The organism is Stenotrophomonas sp. YJH_SMC_4 (genome assembly GCF_059371575.1).
The window spans coordinates 217,518-232,690 of sequence record NZ_JCAFUR010000006.1 but is presented as its reverse complement, the minus strand read 5'-3'; the positions used below and the strand labels follow the sequence as shown (position 1 = coordinate 232,690).

The 15,173-nt window shown below is 66.8% G+C and carries 14 protein-coding genes; 5 read left to right on the top strand and 9 right to left on the bottom strand.

The features are described from left to right. Positions 1-4 precede the first annotated feature (4 nt). The gene (gene pip, locus AC5P9F_RS12210; RefSeq protein WP_111173750.1) at positions 5-964 is read right to left on the bottom strand and encodes a prolyl aminopeptidase; all 960 of its coding nucleotides are present in this window, start codon (positions 962-964) and stop codon (positions 5-7) included. Between the two features lie 114 nt (positions 965-1,078). On the opposite strand from pip, the gene AC5P9F_RS12205 reads away from it, so the two are divergent. After that, positions 1,079-1,744 carry a TraX family protein gene (locus tag AC5P9F_RS12205; RefSeq protein WP_005409805.1) on the top strand — a complete coding sequence of 222 codons (666 nt, stop codon included), beginning with the start codon at positions 1,079-1,081 and terminating at the stop codon, positions 1,742-1,744. Between the two features lie 157 nt (positions 1,745-1,901). On the opposite strand, the gene AC5P9F_RS12200 is transcribed toward AC5P9F_RS12205, so the two are convergent. Then, complete coding sequence (locus tag AC5P9F_RS12200; protein ID WP_114618353.1) at positions 1,902-4,097, bottom strand: TonB-dependent receptor; 2,196 nt, start codon at positions 4,095-4,097, stop codon at positions 1,902-1,904. 259 nt (positions 4,098-4,356) lie between these two features. Between AC5P9F_RS12200 and AC5P9F_RS12195 the strand changes: the two genes are divergently transcribed. Beyond that, on the top strand, positions 4,357-4,941 hold the full coding sequence (locus AC5P9F_RS12195) for a TetR/AcrR family transcriptional regulator (protein ID WP_044570285.1): 585 nt from the start codon (positions 4,357-4,359) through the stop codon (positions 4,939-4,941). 104 nt (positions 4,942-5,045) lie between these two features. Then, positions 5,046-6,134 (top strand): DNA glycosylase AlkZ-like family protein, encoded by a 1,089-nt coding sequence (locus AC5P9F_RS12190; protein ID WP_065184020.1) that lies wholly within the window; start codon positions 5,046-5,048, stop codon positions 6,132-6,134. Positions 6,135-6,230: 96 nt separating this feature from the next. Here AC5P9F_RS12190 and AC5P9F_RS12185 read toward each other — a convergent pair whose 3' ends face one another. The 4 genes from AC5P9F_RS12185 to AC5P9F_RS12170 all read right to left on the bottom strand — a co-directional run bounded on the left by AC5P9F_RS12185 (position 6,231) and on the right by AC5P9F_RS12170 (position 9,601). Next, the gene (locus AC5P9F_RS12185; protein ID WP_099474047.1) at positions 6,231-7,157 is read right to left on the bottom strand and encodes an ABC transporter six-transmembrane domain-containing protein; all 927 of its coding nucleotides are present in this window, start codon (positions 7,155-7,157) and stop codon (positions 6,231-6,233) included. 155 nt (positions 7,158-7,312) lie between these two features. After that, a complete protein-coding gene (locus AC5P9F_RS12180) occupies positions 7,313-8,389 on the bottom strand; it encodes an ATP-binding protein (RefSeq protein ID WP_099474045.1) in 1,077 nt (358 codons plus the stop codon). Positions 8,390-8,393: 4 nt separating this feature from the next. Further along, the gene (locus AC5P9F_RS12175; protein WP_049450798.1) at positions 8,394-9,110 is read right to left on the bottom strand and encodes a response regulator; all 717 of its coding nucleotides are present in this window, start codon (positions 9,108-9,110) and stop codon (positions 8,394-8,396) included. A 47-nt stretch (positions 9,111-9,157) separates the two neighbouring features. Next, a complete protein-coding gene (locus AC5P9F_RS12170) occupies positions 9,158-9,601 on the bottom strand; it encodes a hypothetical protein (RefSeq protein ID WP_495216271.1) in 444 nt (147 codons plus the stop codon). A 350-nt stretch (positions 9,602-9,951) separates the two neighbouring features. On the opposite strand from AC5P9F_RS12170, the gene AC5P9F_RS12165 reads away from it, so the two are divergent. Both AC5P9F_RS12165 and AC5P9F_RS12160 read left to right on the top strand, forming a co-directional pair. Then, a complete protein-coding gene (locus AC5P9F_RS12165) occupies positions 9,952-11,133 on the top strand; it encodes an efflux RND transporter periplasmic adaptor subunit (RefSeq protein WP_111117699.1) in 1,182 nt (393 codons plus the stop codon). 2 nt (positions 11,134-11,135) lie between these two features. Then, on the top strand, positions 11,136-13,079 hold the full coding sequence (locus AC5P9F_RS12160; RefSeq protein ID WP_099481564.1) for a MacB family efflux pump subunit: 1,944 nt from the start codon (positions 11,136-11,138) through the stop codon (positions 13,077-13,079). A gap of 109 nt (positions 13,080-13,188) precedes the next feature. On the opposite strand, the gene AC5P9F_RS12155 is transcribed toward AC5P9F_RS12160, so the two are convergent. The 3 genes from AC5P9F_RS12155 to AC5P9F_RS12145 form a co-directional block, all read right to left on the bottom strand. Next, positions 13,189-13,782 carry a mechanosensitive ion channel domain-containing protein gene (locus AC5P9F_RS12155; RefSeq protein ID WP_049395964.1) on the bottom strand — a complete coding sequence of 198 codons (594 nt, stop codon included), beginning with the start codon at positions 13,780-13,782 and terminating at the stop codon, positions 13,189-13,191. A 5-nt stretch (positions 13,783-13,787) separates the two neighbouring features. Beyond that, entirely contained in the window at positions 13,788-14,654 is an 867-nt protein-coding gene (locus AC5P9F_RS12150; RefSeq protein WP_012480369.1) for a glucose 1-dehydrogenase, read from the bottom strand. Positions 14,655-14,754: 100 nt separating this feature from the next. After that, positions 14,755-15,138 carry a sensory rhodopsin transducer gene (locus tag AC5P9F_RS12145; RefSeq protein WP_274849851.1) on the bottom strand — a complete coding sequence of 128 codons (384 nt, stop codon included), beginning with the start codon at positions 15,136-15,138 and terminating at the stop codon, positions 14,755-14,757. Positions 15,139-15,173: the final 35 nt, after the last annotated feature.

Below are 15,173 nucleotides of genomic sequence, written 5' to 3'. Positions count from 1 at the left end.
CGGATCAGGTGCCGTTGCCGAACCGGTCGGCAAACGCATCCGTGGCGCGCACGAGCGCATCGACCGTGGCCGGCTCGTTGGCGCTGTGGCCGGAGGTCACCATCTCCAGGCGCGCTTCCGGCCACGCCTTGGCCAGGTCCCACGCGCTGCGCGGCGGACAGATGATGTCGTAGCGCCCCTGCACGATCACGCCGGGCAGGTGGCGGATGCGATCGATGTTGCGCAGCAGCTGGTCGGGTTCCAGAAAGATGCCGTTGCGGAAGTAGTGCGCTTCGATGCGGGCCTTTGCCAGCGTGTCCAGCGGATCATCGGTGGATTGCGCATCCACATCGTGCTGCAGAGTGGCCGCATTGTCTTCCCAGCCCAGCCAGGCCTGTGCGGCTTCGATGCGGGTCGCTTCATCCGGGCCATCCATGCGCGTCCAGTAGGCCGCGATCATGTCGCCACGCTCGGCTTCCGGGATATAAGCCTCGTAGCGGTCCCAGCGCTCCGGGAAGATCCAGCGCGCACCGCCATCGGCCTCGGCGAACCAGCGGTTCTCGATCTCACGGCCGAGGAACACGCCACGCACGATCAGGCCGGTGGCGCGTTCGGGATGTGCCTGCGCGTAGGCCAGCGACAGCGTGGAGCCCCACGAGCCGCCATAGACCAGCCAGCGCTCGATGCCCAGGTGCTCACGCACCTTTTCGATGTCCGCCACCAGGTCCTGCGTGGTGTTGTCGCGCAGCTCGCCGAACGGCGTGGAGCGGCCGCTGCCGCGCTGGTCGATCAACACGATGCGGTAGCGCGCCGGGTCGAAGAAGCGCCGATGGGTCGGCGAGATACCGGCGCCCGGGCCACCGTGCAGGTACACCACCGGAATGCCCTCCGGCGTGCCGCACTCTTCGATATGCAGCGTGTGCAGATCGCTCACCGGCAGGGTGAATTCGCGGTAGGGATCGATGGCCGGGTACAGGGTGCGCATGACGGGTGTCTCACAAGCAGGGGCGGCCAGCATAGCGCCGCCACCGGCGGCTTGCAGCAGCGGGCTCCTGCGCGGCGCTGGAAATGCGCTGGCCGATGCGCATAAGCTTCCGCGATGCAAGCGACCACCACCGGGACGTCCACGTTCAACCTCACCCTCGGCAGCGGCGCGCGCGAGCTGCTGAAGTGGATCGCGCTGCTGGCCATGACCGGCGACCACGTGGCCAAGGTGGTCTTCGGGGGCTACGTGCCGGTGGTCAGCGAACTGGGGCGTATCGCCTTCCCGCTGTTCGCGCTGGTGATGGCCTGCAACCTGGCCCAGCCGGGCGCCGACCTGCGCAAATCGATCCGCCGGCTGGCGCTATGGGGGCTGATTGCGCAGCCATTGCACGCACTGGCGTTCGGTTCCTGGCTGCCGCTCAACATCCTGCTCACCTTCACCTTGGCAGTGGTGGCCGTGCATGCGTTTGCGAACAATCGGCCTGTGCTGCTGTTGCTGGCTGCCGGCGTGCTGCCGATGTTCGTGGACTACCAGTGGGCCGGTGTTGGCGCTGTGCTGCTGGCCTGGATCGCGTTCCGGCATCGGGCGTGGTGGCTGTTGCTGGTTGGGCTTGCAGCGGTGTGCGGGGTCAACCACAACGGCTGGGCACTGCTGGCTGTTCCGGTGGTCGTGCTGGCGACGCGGGTGCCGTGGCGACTGCCGCGCTGGCGCTGGGTGTTCTATGGGTACTACGTGGGGCATCTGGCGGTGCTGGCGGTGGTGGCGCGCGTGCTTTCGTGATCAGTGCGTGCGTGGTCGTGCCTTGTGTCGGTAGATCCACGCCAGGCGTGGATGCGTTTGGCGGATCACCATGGAACCCAGCCAGGCATGGCCTGGCTCTACAGTTTCCGGCAGATCCACGCCATGCGTGGATCCCGTTGACAGTTTGTCGCCCGGCTCAGAAGTCCATCGTCGCAGAGAGCAACACCGTCCTCGGTGCACCCAGCGCCAGGCTTGAAAGCAACGGCATGCCCCAGTACGCCTTGTTGGTCACGTTGTTCACGCTGGCGCGCAGCGCAAGCGGTCGACCCGCCACGGTGGTGCTGTAGCGCGCCCCGACATCGAACAACGTACGCCCCGGCACCGACAGACTATTGTCGGCACTGATGTACTGCTTCGACATCGCCGTGGCATTGCCGGTCAAGGTGAGGCCCTGCAAGGTCGGCACATCCCATTCCATGCCCAGCTTGGCCTGCCGCTGCGCCACGGCGGTGGCTATGCGTCCTTCATTCACGCCGCCGGCCGTGCGGGTCAGCTTCGGCTGCACATAGGCCACGCCACCGAGCAGGCGCACGCCGTCCATCGGTGCGCCGAAGAAGCCCCATTCCACCCCGCGGTTACGTTGTTCGCTACCAAGCGAGAAGATGTTCGTGATCGGATCGGTGTAGCTGCTCGGTCGCTTGATCTCGTACACGCTGAAGGTGTGCGCGAAGCTGCCCAGGTCCAGCTTCAGGCCCAGCTCCTTCTGCTTGGTGCGGAACGGTGCGAACACATCGCCGGCGTTGGCTGCGGTCATCGGCGCGGTAGCACCCTGGCTGAGGCCTTCGACGTAGTTGGTGTAGAGGGAGAGCGTGTCGGTGGCCTTCACCAGCAATGCAGCCGCAGGGGTGGTCGCGCTCTTGTCGTAGCGCGAGGTGCGCGCACTGGTAGCGACGCTGAAGGTCTCGCTGACCACCTGCTGGCGACGCACACCCAGCGTCAACTGCACGCGGTCATCGGAGAAGGACAGGGTGTTGGCGAAGCCGAGGCTGTCCAGCGTCAGCTCGGTATGCGAGATGTGCGGTGCCATGAACGGCGCGGCCGGGCCCCACACCGGGTTGTACAGATTGGTGGTCCAGTCCCAGCCGGGCACGCTGCGCCGGCCGTAGTCGTTCTGGGTGTGCTGGTAATGGGTCACATTGGCGGCCCACTGGTGGCCGACGCTGCCGGTGTGGAAGGAACCGCGCAGGCCGGCATCTCCGGACTGCTTCTTGATGTCGAAGGCGAGCTGGCCGATCACCGTGGTGAAGTCGCCAGCCGGATTGAGGATCTGCGCGCTGATCGAACCGTTGTAGCGGTAGTCGGTCTTGCTGGTGCCGTAGGCGAGGTAGGCCATCAGGCTATCGTTGATATCCAGCTCGCCGCGCAGCATCGCGCCCTTGTCCTGGCTGTCCACGTAGGCCCAGTCCGGGTTGATCAGCGTATCGCCACGCGGTGGCCGCGGAATGGCCACGCCCGGTGCGAGGCCGACGCCACGTGCCGGGCCGTCCACGCGATCGTCGGCGCTGTACAGATCCGCCGACACCCGCGCACGTTCGCCGCGCCAGTCCAGTGCCAGCGAACCGAGCTGTACCTTCTTGCTCTGCTTGCCGACTACGCCGTCACCATCACGGTAGGCACCGTTGAAGCGGATGCCGAACTGCTTGTCGGCGCCCAGACGACGGCCCATATCCACGTGGGTGCCGAACTGCGCGTCGGAGGCGAAGTTGGCACTGACCCGCAGCAGCGGTTGCTCGCTTGCGCGCTTGGGCACCAGGTTGACGCTGCCACCGACCGAGCCGCCCGGCGGCATGCCGTTGAGCAGCGCAGACGGTCCCTTCAGCACCTCGATGCGCTCGAACATTTCCGGCGAGGTGCGGTAGTAGGGCGCCATGCCGCTGAGGCCATTGAACGTGGTGTCGCTGGTGTTGGAGGCGAAGCCGCGGATCGCGTAGTTCTCACTCCAGGCACCGGTGACGCCATTGCTGAACACCGTGGGGTCGGTGGCGGCGATGACGTCGGTCAGGTCCTTGGCCTGGCGATCACGGATGAAGGACTCGGTGTAGCTGACCGTACTGAACGGCGTGTCCATGAAGTCCTTGTCACCGAGCAGGCCGACGCGGCTGCCGGCAGCCACTTGCCCGCCCGCATAGTCTGCAGTGACCCGGCGCTGTTCCTGCACCTGCACCGAGGGCAGGGTGGACGGTGCAGTGTCGGCCAGGGCGGCAAACGAGGCCAGCAGCCCTAACGCCAAGGCGGACACCCGATAACGCAGGGGCATGCCCGGCGGATGCATCAGGCCGGAGGATGCGGCCGCAGCGCGAAGCTGCGCAGAAGTGAAGTTGTAAACGGTCATGCCAGAGTCCTGTGAATCGCAGGCGCGAGCGCGCCTGGCGCGCTGCCGACGGCAAGCACGGGGGTAGGGCGCAGCGCCGGGTTGTTGGCTGGGTGGGGACCTGGCGGGAAGTGAGCCATGGGCTCGACTACGGGCAGCGTGCTGGACGCCTTCCGAATTAGTTGGGTAAGTTAAACTAAATCAATCGAAGCGGACAAGAGGGTCCCTTTACTGGCACCCTCAGCAGGGTATGGACGCGCACCGTAAGAGCAGGCACCGTATGAGCACGCACCCCGATCCAACGGCGCCGAGCCGTGGCCGCCCGCCCACCATCACCCCGGAGCGCCTGGCCGACATCGGCATCCGTCTGGGCCTGCCCAACCTGACCATGGCCAACGTGGCCGCCGAACTGGCGGTGACCCAGGCAGCGCTGTACAAGCGCGTAGCCAACCTGGAGGCGTTGAAGCGCCTGGTGGCGGAGGCGGTGTTCCAGCGCTGGCAGATTCCTCGCGCGTCGGTCGACGCACCGGGTGGGCTGGAGGCCTACCTGATGGGGTTCGTGCAGTCACTGTGCGAAGTGGTGAAGGCGCATCCCGGGCTACCGCCCTACCTGCTGCGGCGCACGGTGGCGACCGCGCCGATGCTGGAAAAGATCGCATCGCACCAGGCGCACGTGGCCGAGGTGTTCGGCCTGCCGGTGGACAAGGCGCGCTGGCTGCTGGCCACGATCGCGTTCTACTGCATCGCCGGCGCCGACACGATCTACGCGATTGCGGACGACGAGGAGGGGCAGGTGATCACCGAGTTCAAGCAGGGCATGCGGGCGTTGGTGATCGGTTCGCTGGAGGTATCGCGGCTTCGGTAGATCCACGCCATGAGTGGATGATCGTGGCCGTTCACCATGACGCCAGCCAGGCATGGCCTGGCTCTACTGGACGGATCGCGTAGTGTCGAGAATACAATGCGGCTATGCCTGCCACGCCCACTCTCGATGATCTTCGCCGCTACGCGGTGGCGCGCACCCTGTTCAAGCCGACCACGCTGCTGACCGCGATCCGGCGGCTGGGCTTCGTGCAGGCCGACCCGATCCGGGCACCCGCTCGCGCGCAGGACCTGACCCTGCGCCACCGGGTGAAGGACTACCGGGCCGGTGACCTGGAGCGCCGCTACACGCGTCTGCCGGTGGAAGAGGATTGTCTGGTGAACTACGGCTTCCTGCCGCGCGAGCATCTGGCACTGATGCACCCGCGTGTCTCCAAACGCGAGTGGGACGCCGAGACCCATCGCCGTGCGGCCGACGTGCTGGCCTTCGTGCGCGAGCGTGGCAGCGTGCACCCGCGCGAGGTTGACCAGGCGTTCGCGCATGGGCGGGTGACCAACTACTGGGGCGGCACCAGCAATGCCAGTACCCATCTGCTGGACGGCATGCACTACCGCGGCCTGCTGCGCGTGCAACGGCGCGATAGCGGTACGCGCATCTACGCGGTGGCCGATCATGCCGAGCCCGATTCCAGCGAACAGGCGCAGATCGAACGTGCTGCCGCCCTGATCGATCTGGTGGTGCGCAAGTACGCACCGCTGCCTTCGGCCAGCCTGACCTATCTGGTGCGCCTGCTGGGCCATGGCGCTCCGCACCTGGCCGAGCAGACCCGCAAGGCATTGGCACTGGCCAAGCAGCAGCTGGCCAGCTGCACGTTGGAGGGCACCACCTGGTACTGGCCGGCGGACGAAAATCCGCGCTCGCGCCGCCATGCGCCGGACGAACAGGTGCGCCTGCTGGCGCCGTTCGATCCGGTGGTGTGGGACCGCCGCCGTTTCGAGTTGCTGTGGGATTGGGTGTACAAGTTCGAGGCGTACACGCCTGCACCGAAGCGCCAGTATGGCTACTACGCACTGCCGGTGTTGTGGCACGACCAGGTGGTGGGCTGGGCCAACCTGAGCATGCGCGAAGGTGAGTTGGTGTCGAACGTGGGCTATGCCGGCAAGTCGCTGGCCCGCGACAAGGTATTTCGTGGCGCGCTGGACGACGAGCTGCAGCGCATGGCGGAGTTCCTGTAGCGCCGAGCGGCGCATGGGTACCCATCGCGCCCGGTAGCCGCCAACCTTGGTTGGCGCGGGCTCCCGCCGGTGCCCACCAAGGTGGGCATCTACCGGTCAAGCGGCGTCCTTGTGGTCCGCATCGTCCATGCCGGGGCTGACTCGCCGGCCGATGTCCTTCAGCCGCGCGAGCTGATCCACCATCGACGGTGCATCGTCCAGGCTGCCGGCGAAGGTCCACAGATAGGTCATCACCGCATAGACGTGACCGGGGGTTACGCCATGGGTGGTGGCAAGGCGGCCGATGGTCAGTGCGAACAATGCCGCGGCAGCCAGGCCGATCACCACATAGGCGCCGGCTTCGCGGTCGGACAGCAGGATGCGCAGGCGCGACAGCGTGGTGTAGTGACGGCGCAGCACCGAGGGACTGACCCGGTCCACCAGTCGGATCTCCTGTTCCAGGCGGTTGTTCAGTCGGCCGTGCAGCTGCTCGTTGCGGCGTGCGAACGAGGGCAGCACCAGCAGGGCGCCGAGCAGGGTGACCAGGCCAGCGGCACCGACCATCGGCTCGATCGCCAGCAGCATGGCCACCGCACCTAACATCGATGCCAGCGCGGTGGCGATGATCGGCACGTGCTTCTCAAAGAAGTCGACGAACTCGCGGGCCAGAACGACGCGGGCCGCCGAAGTGGAGGTCGCCTGGCCCAGGCGGCGCTGCGCCTGCACCACGCTCACTGCCAGATCGGCATAGATGCGGGTGAACGTCCGGGTATCGACCGCGCGGCGGGCGGCACCGACCAACCAGAACAGCAGCACCACGCCGGCGTAGGAGATGGCATGGCCGATGTTGCCGCTGATGATCGCGTCTACCGCGAAGCCGGCGAACAGCGGATAGGCCAGCAGCAGTGCGTTCTCCAGTGTGACCAGCGAGAACGTGCCGGTGAGCTGCCAGGGGTAGGTGCGCAGGATGGCCTTCAGGGTGGCGGCCGCATTCTGCTGGCCGATGCTGCCGGCGGCGGCCGCTGGATCATGGAGGTGTTTCATGGAATGCCTGGGTGGGTCGGGGGTAGAGTCGACTGTTGGTCGACTGCTCTTTGCGAACTGCTGGAAGAACCCGCGCTTGCGCGCGCAAGTCGACTGACAGTCGACGCCACCCAGGCAGTTCCGGCATTTCGGGCTTTCCAGGGCAGCGATGGCCCTCAACGACGCGCGTGCACCGGCCAGCGGATCTCGAACGCGCTACCACCGCGTTCGGTCGCCCTGCATCGCGCCGTTCCGTGATGGGCCACGGCAATCGCGCGCACCACCGCCAGGCCAAGCCCGGAACCACCACTCTGCCGCGAGCGCGAGACATCGGTGCGCTGGAAGGCTTCGAAAATGCTGTCGCGAAGGTCGTCCGGCACACCGGGACCACCATCCTCAACGGTCACGGTGCAATGGCCTTCGGCCAGCGTGACGCGAACCCGGAGGGGGCAGGGGATGGCATGGCGTCGTGCATTCTCCAGCAGCGCCAGCACCGCCTGGCGGATGCGTGCCGGATCGCAGTCGGCCAGCGAAGGCCGCGCGTCCAATGTCACCGAGAATCCACTCTCGGTCAGCGCCTCGGACATCGCTTCGACCACCGCCGCCACCTGCACGCTGACATCGCTGCGCTGCAGGCGCAGATCCAGGTGACCGCTTTCGGCAAGGCTGACCACGCGCAGGTCTTCGATGATGCGGGTCAGGCCCTCCAGCTGGGTGAGCATGCTGTTGAACTGCTCCGGCCCGGGCTCGAACACGCCTTCAGCGATGCCCTGCAGGCGGCCGCGCAGGATGGTCATCGGCGTGCGCAGTTCGTGTGCGATCGCTGCATTCCAGAACACGCGGTTCTCGGACATCCGGCTGAGCCGCTCGGCCATGGAGTTGAAGTCGCTGACCAGTGTGGCGGCCTCGGCCATCGAGGTGTCGCCGCCGCGCGCACGCGCCTCAAGATCACCGCTGGCGACGCGACGCAGGCTTTCGGCCACCGAGTTCAGGGGGGTGATGATGCGCCGGGTCAGGCGCGAGGCGATCAACGTGGCCAGTGCCACCACCACGGTGGCGGTCAGGCCGATCCACAGCCACTCCAGCCCTGACGGCATGATGGTTTCCGGCTCGTCATACCAGCGGGGATAGAACACCTCCATCAGGTAATAGAACAGGTAGAAACCACTGATCGACAGTACGGTCGAGCACAGCGACGCGACCGTGATGGACAGCGTGATCTGGCGCCCGATGCTCTTGCCTTTGGGGTTCATCGGTTCAGTCCAGGAAGCGGTAGCCGACACCGCGGATGGTGGCGGGAATGCCGATGACGCCGACGTCCTCCAGCTTGCGGCGCAGCTTGCTGACGTGGCTGTCCACGGTGCGCTCCTGCGCATCGCCTTCCGGCAGGCAGCTCTGGAGAAGATCCAGCCGGCTGTGCACCATGCGCGGAGCGCGCGCCATGTGCACCAGCAAACGGAACTCGGTGAGTGTGAAATTCAAAGCGTGCACATGGTCATCGGTGCGCACGGTGACCTCATGGCTGCGCAGGTCGATCTCGAACGGGCCCTGCCGGATCAGCCCGTTGGGTTCTTCTGCCATGGGCTTCGCGCTACGGCGCAGCACCGCCTGGATGCGGGCGACGATCTCGGCCGGATTGAAGGGCTTGGCCACATAGTCGTCGGCGCCGACGCGCAGGCCGGTGAGCTTGTCCACGTCCTGGTCCAGTGCGGTGAGCATGATCACCGGGGTGTTGCCGCGCCGGCGCAGCTCACTCAGGACCTGCCAGCCATCCAACTTCGGCATCTGCACGTCCAGCAGCACCAGGTCGGGGCGCAGCTGGCGGTGGCTGGCGAGGGCGGCTTCGCCATCGGCGGCGCGGGCGCTGCGCAACCCGGAGCGGGCCAGGTAGGCGCCGAGAATGTCAGCAATTTCGCCTTCATCCTCGGCAATCAGCACCAGGGGCGCCTGGTGCGTGCGTGCATCGGTCTTCATTGAACGCTGCAGTTTCAAGTGCGAGATGGGGAGTGCCGGCGGCGGTGTCATCGTGGCCGTTCCAGGGTCTGTGCTTCTTCGTGGGCGGCCCAGGCGAGGGTGGCCAGCACCAGCGTGTGCTGCAGGGCGGGCGCCAGCGTTGCGGTCCCGCGCAGGTGCTGTGCGAGCAGGGCCGATACGGCCGCAGGCAGCTTGCTCCACCGTGATTGCATGCCCGTTGCGTCCACCCGGTCCTGCAAGCGGCGGGCCATGCGGACCAGGGCCCACAGGCGCCGGGCAAGCAACGCAGCCACCAGGACCGCCGCTATCCCTGCAGGCATGAGACTCAGGCCAGCGCTGGAGGCGGACCAGGCCGCGAAGCCGATCAGCACCAGCGATGCCAGGGTGCCCGTGCGCGCCGAATGGGCGGGGCCCTCGCTGCGGAAGCACACCAGCGCGGCGGCACCGGCGCCCGCCAGCAGGGGCGGCGCCGGGTTCGCGCTGGTAAGCATCCAGGCGCTGGTCGACGCCATTACCAGTGCAAGCAGCCACGACGAAGGCGCGCACCAGGCGAGGTAGGCGCGGCGGACATCGATGGGAGGCAGGTCAGGAAACGGGAGGGACACGGCGGGAACGCAGTCGGCGAGGCCGACAAGGCTAGGGGCCGTTGATGGAGACTTGGTCGAGATTGTGTCGAGATTTCATGGACGCGATCCGTGCCGTTCAGGAGCGGATGCCGTGCCTGAACGGATGTGCGGCCTCCATGCAATCTCCACAGTGGCTCCAAGAAACATCCACCACCACCTTCCAGACTGCGGGTTCTGCGGTCACATCCGATGGCCGCGTGCATGCGAGCCTTCCGATGAACAACCGCAGGACCTGGATCATTGCCGCAATCGTGGCGCTTCTTGCAGGCGGCACCGGCTGGTGGCTGTTCGCCGAAAGTGATGATGCCGCGCTGATCACGGCCCCGGCAAGGGTGGCGGACCTGGAAAAGACCGTGCAGGCCGTTGGCCGGGTCAACCCCAAGGAACTGGTGGCGGTGGGTGCGCAGGTATCGGGCCAGGTCAAGCGCCTGCATGTGGTGCTGGGCCAGCGTGTGCACGCTGGTGATCTGATTGCCGAAGTGGATTCGCAGCCGCAGCGCATCGCCCTGCGCAGCGCCGAAGCGGCTGCCAATGCGCTGCGTGCCCAGCATGCCGCCAGCCAAGCGCGCTACGCCCAGGCCATCCGCGTGCATGAGCGCCAGTCGCAGCTGGTGGCATCGCGGCTGGTTTCGCAGGAAGGTTTCGAGTCCGCGCGGGTGGCGCGCGAAGCGGCGCGCTCTGACGTCGCAGCGCTGCAGGCCCAGATCGAGCAGGCGCTGACCCAGGTGGAAACGGCGCGGATCAACCTGGGCTACACCCGCATCGTCTCACCTTCCGATGGCTACATCGTGGCCATCGTCACCAAGGCCGGGCAGACGCTGAACTCGATGCAGACCACGCCGACCATCGTAATGCTGGCACAGATGGACACGATGACGGTTCGCACCGAGATCGCGGAGGCCGACGTGGAGCTGATCGCGCCTGGCCAACCCCTGTGGTTCTCTACGCTGGGGCCGGGCGGACGCCGCTACGAATCGCATCTGCAGCAGCTTGAACCTGCGCCATCGTCGATTGCCGATGTGGCCACCGGCAACACGGGTGGATCGGCGCAGACGCCGAAGGCGGTGTACTACGCCGGGCTGTTTGACGTACCCAATCCGGGCCTGAAACTGAAGCCGTCGATGACGGTGAAGGTGACCATCCAGCTGGCGCGCGCCGCCAACGCGCTGCAGGTGCCGTTGACAGCAGTGTCCGAGAGCGATGACAAGGCGGGCAACCGCGCGACCGTACAGGTGATCGACGCCAAGGGCCGTGCCCGCGAGCGCGCGGTGACGACCGGCCTGCGCACCGCTACTGCGGTGCAGATCCTGTCCGGCCTCAAGGCAGGCGAGAACGTGGTGGTCGGGCAGGCGCCCAGTGGCGCGGAAGCCGAGCCCACCAGCCTGCTGGGGATGTGAGCATGGCCGACGCGCTGCTGGAACTGCATGGCGTATCGCGCGCCTACCGCTCGGCCGCGGGCGAGGTGGTGGTGTTGAAGGACGTGTCGCTGCGCATCGCGGCGGGCGAGTTCATCGCCATCATCGGCCCGTCCGGTTCGGGAAAATCCACGCTGATGAACATCCTGGGCTGCCTGGACCGGCCAACCGAAGGCAGCTACCGCGTGCACGGCGCCGCAACCGAGCAGATGTCGCCCGATGAACTGGCGCACCTGCGTCGCGAACATTTCGGTTTCATCTTCCAGCGCTACAACCTGATGGAGAACCTGAGCGCTACCGAGAACGTGGCCTTGCCCGCCGTCTATGCCGGGGTGGAGGCCGATGCGCGCACCACGCGTGCCCGCCTGCTGCTGGAAACGCTTGGCCTGGGCGAGCGCACCGCGAACCGGCCCAGCCAGCTGTCCGGCGGTCAGCAGCAGCGCGTTTCCATTGCGCGTTCGTTGATGAACGGCGGCGCCATCGTGCTGGCCGACGAGCCGACCGGCGCGCTGGATCATGCCAGCGGCAGGCAGGTGATGGCCGAACTCAAGCGCCTGCATGCTCAGGGCCATACCGTGATCCTGGTGACCCATGATGCGGCGATTGCCGCGCACGCTTCACGCGTGATCGAGATCGCAGACGGCCGGGTCGTATCCGACCGTGGTACGGGTGATCCCGCGGTTGCACGCAAAGCCGTCGCGCCCGAGCGCAGCACGGAACCGGGCGCCGAGCGCCGCGCGCGCCTGGATGCGACCAGGGAAGCGGCACGGATGGCGGTACGTTCGATGCTGGCCCATCGCCTGCGCACCTTGCTGACCATGCTGGGCATCATCATCGGCGTGGCTGCGGTGGTGACCGTGGTTGCGTTGGGCAAGGGCGCACAGGCGCAGGTCGAGTCACAGATCAACGAACTGGGTGCCAGTACGCTGGAGATCTTCCCGGGTGCGGATTTCGGCGACCCGCGCTCGGCCGAGATTGAAACGCTGGTCGTGGACGATGCCGATCACCTGGCCGCATTGAGTTACGTAGACAGCGTAAGCCCCAACCTGAGCAGCTCGGTGGCCGCTCTGCAGGGCAACCGGCGCGCCAACACACAGGTGCTTGGCGTGGGCGCTGATCTACCCCGCGTGCGCGGGCTGCGCCTGAAGGCGGGCCGGTTCTTCACCGATGCCGAGGTGGATGCGCATCGCGCGGTGGCCGTGCTCGACCAGAAGGCGGCCAAGGCACTGTTCAACGGCAATCCGATCGGCGGCACGGTACTGCTGGGCGGCATGCCGGTGGACGTGATCGGTGTGGTGGGTGCCAGTGCATTCGCAGGCGGCGCGACGCCCACGGTCTACGTGCCTTACACCTCGGCGGCCTCGCGCCTGCTTGGCAGCCAGCGGCTGGAGAGCATCACCGTACGCGTGCGCGATGACGTGCCAACCCGTGCAGCTGAGGCCTCGCTGGGTGCGGAACTGCAGCGGCTGCATGGGCGCCGCGATTTCTTCATCTACAACTCGGACCAGATCCGCAAGGCGGTAATGAAATCCAGCCAGACCATGGCGGCGCTGGTCTCGGCGATTGCGGCGGTGGCGCTGGTGGTCGGAGGCGTGGGCGTGATGAACATCATGCTGGTGTCGGTGAAGGAGCGCGTGCGCGAGATCGGTGTGCGGCTGGCAGTGGGGGCCCGGCAGGGCGACATCCTGCGCCAGTTCCTGATCGAGGCCGTGCTGATCTGCCTGTTCGGTGGGGTGCTGGGCGTGTTGTCCGCGTTGGGTGTGGGAGCCTTGTCCAGTCTGCTGTCACTGGGCGTGCCGTTCCAGTTCACGCCTGGGCCGGTGCTTGCCGCGCTGGCATGTTCGTCGGCAATCGGGCTCGGTTTCGGCTACTTCCCGGCCCGCAATGCCGCGCAGCTGGACCCGATCCAGGCATTGGCGGCGGAGTAGCGTCGTCCGCGGTGGCATCGTAGAGCCGGGCCCGCGCTCGGCTGCTCTCCATTCAGACCGCGCTGCGCCCTGCGCCGCGCGCCGAGCATGGGCTCGGCGCTACAGCGACTCAGCGCGCCTTGCCTTTGATCGGCACGCTTCCTGGCAGCTGCGCATAGCCGCTGTCACCCCAGTGGCGGGTAATGCGCTGGAAGAACAACGAGTTGGGCACGCGCAGCAGGCAACCGCGCGCGCCTTCGCCACGATCACTCAGCGTGGTGTAGATCAGGTTGATGTCCACCACCTGACCACACAGGCCCGGTTTGTCCACGCTTTCCAGCACTTCGATGGTGTCATTGATGCGGAATGGGCGCGTGGCGACGATCAGGAACGAACAGAACAGGTTGGACAACACGCTCCACGCGGCAAAGAACGCCACCGCGCCGACGGCCATGAACCCGGTCAGCGCGGTCCACAGCACCGAGCGCGAAACGCCCAACCGCTCCAGTATCAGCAGCGCGGCCGCCAGATACAGCAGCAAGGCACCGCCGCGACGCAGGCCGACATGAAGCTCTGGAGCCAGCCTGCCGCGCTGCCGGGCCTGCACCAGCAGCCACGCCAGCGCACGCACCATCACCCACGCGACGCCGAGGATGGCCAGCACCTCGGCCACCGGCACCACCACGGTCAGCCAGTCCTCGATCCAGGCAGGCAATCCGGTCATGGAGGCTACAGCGTCGCCGCGCCGCCAGAAATGGTCAGCAGTGCACCAGAGGTATAACTGGCGCTGTCCGAAGCCAGCATCACATAGGCCGATGCCAGTTCGGCTGGCTGGCCGGGGCGGCCGAACGGCGTCTGCGAGCCGAACTGCTCGACCTCCTCGGCGGCCATGCCTGCCGGAATGAACGGCGTCCAGATCGGGCCGGGCAGCACCGCATTGACGCGGATCTGGTGCTCGGCCAGCAGGCCCGCCAGCCCCAGCGTCAGGTTGGCCACCGCGCCCTTGGTCGCGGAGTACGGAAGGATGTTCGGGGTCGGTCGCTTGGAATTGACCGATGCGGTGTTGATGATCGCGCCGCCACCGCGCAGGTGCGGGACGCACAACCGGGTCAGATTGAACACGGCATGGACATTGGTATCGAACGTCCGCTTCCAGTCATCCAGGGTGATGTCGTCGAAGTGCTCGTAGTAGCGCTGGTAGGCCGCGTTGTTGACCAGGATGTCGAGACCGTCCAGCTCGCTGGCCACGCGGTCGACCAGCGAGCGCGCCTGTGCCGGGTCGCTGATGTCACACGGCACCAGTACGGCTTTGCGCCCGGCCTGTTCGATCTGCTGCTGCACATGGCGGGCATCGTCCTGCTCACCATCGAGGAACGCGATGGCAACGTCGGCGCCTTCGCGCGCAAAGGCGATGGCCACGGCTGCGCCGATGCCGCTGTCACCGCCGGTGATCAGTGCCTTTTTGCCCTGCAACAAGCCATGGCCGCGGTAGCTGTCTTCGCCGTGGTCCGGACGCGGTTGCATCTGCGCGGTCTTGCCGGGGAAGGATTGCTGTTGGGCGGGGAAGGGCGGGCGTGGGTAGTCGGGCAGGGCCATCGTCACTCTCCGGAAGGAAACCGGCGCCAGTCTCCCTCCATACGGGTAAACGGCCGGAGGGCGCGGTGTCGTTGCAGCGTGGACGCCTGCGCGGAGGACTTCACAACGGATGGGCGATCGTGGTCATGATGCTGTTGGCCGGTTGCCGTGAATCCAGCCGCGTGTGCTGCACGATGATCGGCTGGTCGGATTCAACGAGGGTGGCAAAGCCGGTGCCGCGCGGCACCGGCGCCGGATCCTGCAGGTCGTTGAAGCGCAGGTGACAGGTGCGTCGCGCCGGCACGGTGACCCGGTAGGGGCCCACCGGATCACGGTCTTCGAAGTAGAGGGTCAGCGCGACATGCGCGGGCTCGTCGCCGGCATTGAGTACGCAGCAGGTTTCGTGACTCTGCATCTCCGGTGACGGGCCGTTGCTCCAGGCTGGAATGTAGCCCTCGGCGATAGCCCAGCGTCGATGCCCGATGCAGGAAGCGTTCGTTTCCATGACGCGGTTTTAGCTGGAGGGGTGTTGCCATCGTG